The organism is Sphingosinicella sp. LHD-64 (assembly GCF_031157375.1).
In the GTDB taxonomy this organism is placed as follows: Bacteria; Pseudomonadota; Alphaproteobacteria; order Sphingomonadales; family Sphingomonadaceae; genus Allosphingosinicella.
Genome location: NZ_JAVIFV010000008.1, coordinates 1 through 3,833 on the forward strand (window position 1 = coordinate 1; position 3,833 = coordinate 3,833).

Below are 3,833 nucleotides of genomic sequence, written 5' to 3' on the forward strand. Positions count from 1 at the left end.
TGAGGGAGAGGGCAGGGTGAGGGTGTCGGGCATTTGGGACCATTCTCGGAGGCAGAACCCCCTCACCCCAACCCTCTCCCCGCTGGGAGAGGGAGTTTCATGCTGAATGTCGATTGGTCGTAGCCCCTCCCTTCCAGGGAGGGGAACAGAAGTCGGCTTTCTACCCGATTGGACATTCTCTCCGAGGGTCAGATTCCAGCCACCGGGAGCCCTCGAGCGTTCCTCGCCGCGATGATGGGCGGGATCACGGCCGGGCCTCGTCAGGATCGCCGGCGGCTGCGGGCGAGGCGGTAGCGCCGGGACGCAGGGCGAACCAGCCGGCGATGAGGACGATCAGCATCATCACGATGTTGTGGCCATATTTGGCCGGCGCCTCGACCTGGCCGGCCAGCGGAAAATAGGTGAAGGCGAGGGCGCCGCGGCTGACGAGGAAGGCGAGGGCGACGGCGGCGATGTGACGGACGGTCCAGCCGGGCCGCCGCGCGCGCCGCCAGACCAGTGCGCCAATCGCGCCGGTGACGGTGACGTTGAGCGCGAACGCAGCCCAACCCTCCGCGAACAGATCCATCGCGAGGGCGAGCGCGGGCACGAGCGCGATGGCGAAGACCGCAAGCGGGCTGATCGATGATCTTTCCCGCTCCGTCGCAGCCACAGGCCGGGCGCCCCGCCCGATACGCCACGCCGTCAGGATGCAGGCGAGGACGAGCAGAGCCGAAGCGATGAACTGTGTGGCGGATGCGCTTCGAGAGCTGGGGTCGAACGCGACGAGCAAGGCCGTTCCGACATAAGCGAGGACCGCAATGACGATGCCCACCGGCCCGAGCCAGGGCTCACGGGCGCGATGCGGTCTCCAAGCTTCGGCAATGGCGATCGGCGCGCCGAAGCTGAAGATCACATGGCCGACGATGAAGCTCCAGGCCTGATTTGCGCTGATCGAGAGCATCGGGATGAAGGCGTCCTGACGGGCCTCCGCCCAGCCTTCATAGCCGATATAATCGGCGCTGAAGAGCGACTGATCGATCAAACAGGCCTGGGCGATGCCCAGCGCCAGCGCGAGCAGCAGCAGCGACGGCCAGCCCCAGCCGGCGCGCCGGACCAGTTCGCGCGCGAGCAGCGCCGGCGCCCCGTACAGCGCCATGAAGAAGACGAGCGCGAAGAGGAGGGCCAGGACGTTGCCGGTATTTTCGGCATAGGCGGCCAGCAGCTCCGCGCCGACGGCGGACAGACCCGCCAGACACAGGATCTGGACCGGCCCGAGCCAGTCGCGACGCGGTAGCGCGTCTTCAGGCAACGTGATTGGAGGCCGCCGCCGTTCGAGGAAAGAGATCGCGACGATCGCAAGGCAGACCGTGCCGCCGGCCAGCACGTGGACGGTGGTCTCGGACATGGCGCCCAACAGCCGTGTCCAGATCGTCTGCGCGTTTGCGCCGAACCACAGCTTCGCGAGCGGCAGCAGCCCGAAGGTGATCCCGATGAGAGCCGCGAGACCCTGGAGGCCATTTACCGCACGCGTCGTCATGCATAGCGCTCCTTTTACAATGCGATCGCATTACAACGCGCCGCGATTTGCGTCAATGCGGTCGCATTGCTACCTTTCCACGATGCCGAAGCAGGTCGACGTCGACGAACAGAAACGGGTGCTCTTCGATGCCGTCTGGCGGCTGGTCGCGCGCGAGGGCCTGGAGGGCGTGTCGCTGCGCACCGTCGCGGCCGAGGCCGGGGTGTCGATGGGGCGGGTGCAGCATTATTTCGCCAGCAAGGACGACCTGCTGATCTACAGCCTGCAGCGCGCCTATGATCGGATGGAGACGCGCATCCTCGACCGGCTGAAGGGGCGCGAGGAGGATGAGCAAGCGGCGCTGCTGGCGATCCTGGACGAACTGCTGGGCGAGAATGCCGAGACTCGCGACGCCATCCGCGTCAATGTCGCCTTTGCCGCCCGTGGCCAGTCCGACCCGCGGATCATGGCCGTGGTGACGGAAGGGGACCGGGAGATCCACGAGCTGGCGGTCGCGGTGATCGCCGCGGCCCATGCCGGGGAGGCCGGCGTCGACGCCGATCTGGAAGCGCGGCTGCTGATGGCGCTGGCGTCCGGCCTGGGGATCGGCGTCGCGCTCTACGGCGCATCGTCCGTGCTCGCCCGGCAAACGCTGGATCGGCATCTGCAGCGCGTGCTACCGGGCGTCCGGATCTGACACCTTGCTGCGTGGGAGTCCGCGATGATCGACCGGATCGGCCATATCAACATCCGCACGCCGCTGCTCGAGGAGACGCTCGAATTCTACGAGGTGCTGTTCGACCTCGGGCGCGGGCCAGCCGCGACCATGGCCGATCCCGCGCGCAACGTCTGGCTCTTCGACGAAGGGGGGCGGGCGATCATCCATGTCAACATGCCTGACGAGAACGAGGCGGTGCCGCCCGTCGCGCTGCGCGGGCGGCTGGACCATGTCGCTTTCGACTGCCGCGATCCGGACGAGATGGAGCGGCGGCTGGTTGCCCGCGGCATCGCCTATCGGCGGCGCGAGACGCGGGTGCCGGGATTGACCCAGATCGTGCTCAGGGATCCGAACGGCATCAACCTGGAGCTCGCCTTCGGCACCGAGAATGCGCTCGATCTGGAGCGGAGGGGGACGCCCCGGACCGAGCGCTGACGCACCGCCGCGGGCGATCAGAAGAAGCCTTCCGGCGGGGGCGGGGCGACATCGTCGAGGAACGGCGTCACCAGCGCGACGAGGGAGTCGGCCGCCCCGATCACGCCGATGTGCGAGGTCGCCGGCAGGATCAGGAGGCGCGCCGGCGGCGCTTCGGTCAGAAAGCCCTGCGCCGCCGTCGCGGCCGCGCCGCCGCCGCGCAGGCGGAACAGCTCGACGGCATGTTCCGGCGTGACGATGTCATAATCGCCCATGACGATCATGGTGCGGTGTCGCAGCGCGCGCACCGCCGCGCCCCAGTCGAACGGGGTTGCATCCAGGATCTTCAGCTCATCGACCAGCCGCGGGAAATCCTGCGGGCGAGGGGCCAGCCGGTCATATTCGCGCCGGATCGGTGTGTTCTCGAACACGGCCGGGGTGATCTGGGCAATTCCCGCGATCACTTCGGGATACATCGCATCGAGGCGGGTGCCCGCCGAGACCGGGACCAGGTGCAGCACCCGGTCGGGATGGCGGATCGCCAGCTGGAGCGCCACGCCCCCGCCCATCGAATAGCCGAACACGTCGGCCTGGCGGACGCCGGCAGCGTCGAGCACGGCTGCGGCATCGTCGGCCATCGCCTCATAGGTGATCGGACCCGGCGCATCGCCGGTCCGGGCGTGGCCGCGCTGATCGAGGACGATGACCGGTCGGGTCCGGGCAAAGCGCTCGACGAACGGCGCCATCGAATCGGCGGACATATAGGCGCCGTGCAGGACGAGGAGCGGGGTCTTGCCCGACCCAAGGTCGCCATAGACGTCGTAGTGGACGCGGACGCCGTCCGCTTCCGCGACTCCCGATCGCTTGCCTGCGGCGACTGACGTGGCCTGCGCGGAGGTCGGCTGGCCCGGCATTTGGGCGGGGGCAGGTTCGGACATTGCCAGCGATGCGGCGCTGATCGCCAGGGCGAGGGAGAAGATGTTCCTGATCATCGAAACTTACTCCTTGTTGGAGCGCGGTGTCGCGATGGCCGGTCCCGAGGGGGTGGCAGGCCGGCCATCGCGCCCGGCGGCTCAGGCTGGCTCGAATGTCGCGTCCGGATTGAGCCAGAGCGGCTCGAAGCTGTTGCCGTCCGGGTCCGCGAAGGTGCGCTGGTACATGAAGCCCATGTCGTTGACCGGGCGCAGATCGGCCTTGCCGCCA

At 68.2% G+C, this 3,833-nt stretch carries 4 protein-coding genes; 2 read left to right on the forward strand and 2 right to left on the reverse strand.

What is annotated here, in order from left to right:
- Positions 1–244: 244 nt before the first annotated feature.
- A complete protein-coding gene (locus tag RCO27_RS19220; RefSeq protein WP_309004344.1) occupies positions 245–1,519 on the reverse strand; it encodes a hypothetical protein in 1,275 nt (424 codons plus the stop codon).
- An 82-nt stretch (positions 1,520–1,601) separates the two neighbouring features.
- On the opposite strand from RCO27_RS19220, the gene RCO27_RS19225 reads away from it, so the two are divergent.
- Both RCO27_RS19225 and RCO27_RS19230 read left to right on the forward strand, forming a co-directional pair.
- Positions 1,602–2,195, forward strand: coding sequence for a TetR/AcrR family transcriptional regulator (locus RCO27_RS19225; protein WP_309004345.1), 594 nt, complete (start codon positions 1,602–1,604; stop codon positions 2,193–2,195).
- 24 nt (positions 2,196–2,219) lie between these two features.
- A complete protein-coding gene (locus tag RCO27_RS19230) occupies positions 2,220–2,651 on the forward strand; it encodes a VOC family protein (RefSeq protein WP_309004346.1) in 432 nt (143 codons plus the stop codon).
- A gap of 17 nt (positions 2,652–2,668) precedes the next feature.
- On the opposite strand, the gene RCO27_RS19235 is transcribed toward RCO27_RS19230, so the two are convergent.
- Positions 2,669–3,622, reverse strand: coding sequence for an alpha/beta hydrolase (locus RCO27_RS19235; protein ID WP_309004347.1), 954 nt, complete (start codon positions 3,620–3,622; stop codon positions 2,669–2,671).
- Positions 3,623–3,833: the final 211 nt, after the last annotated feature.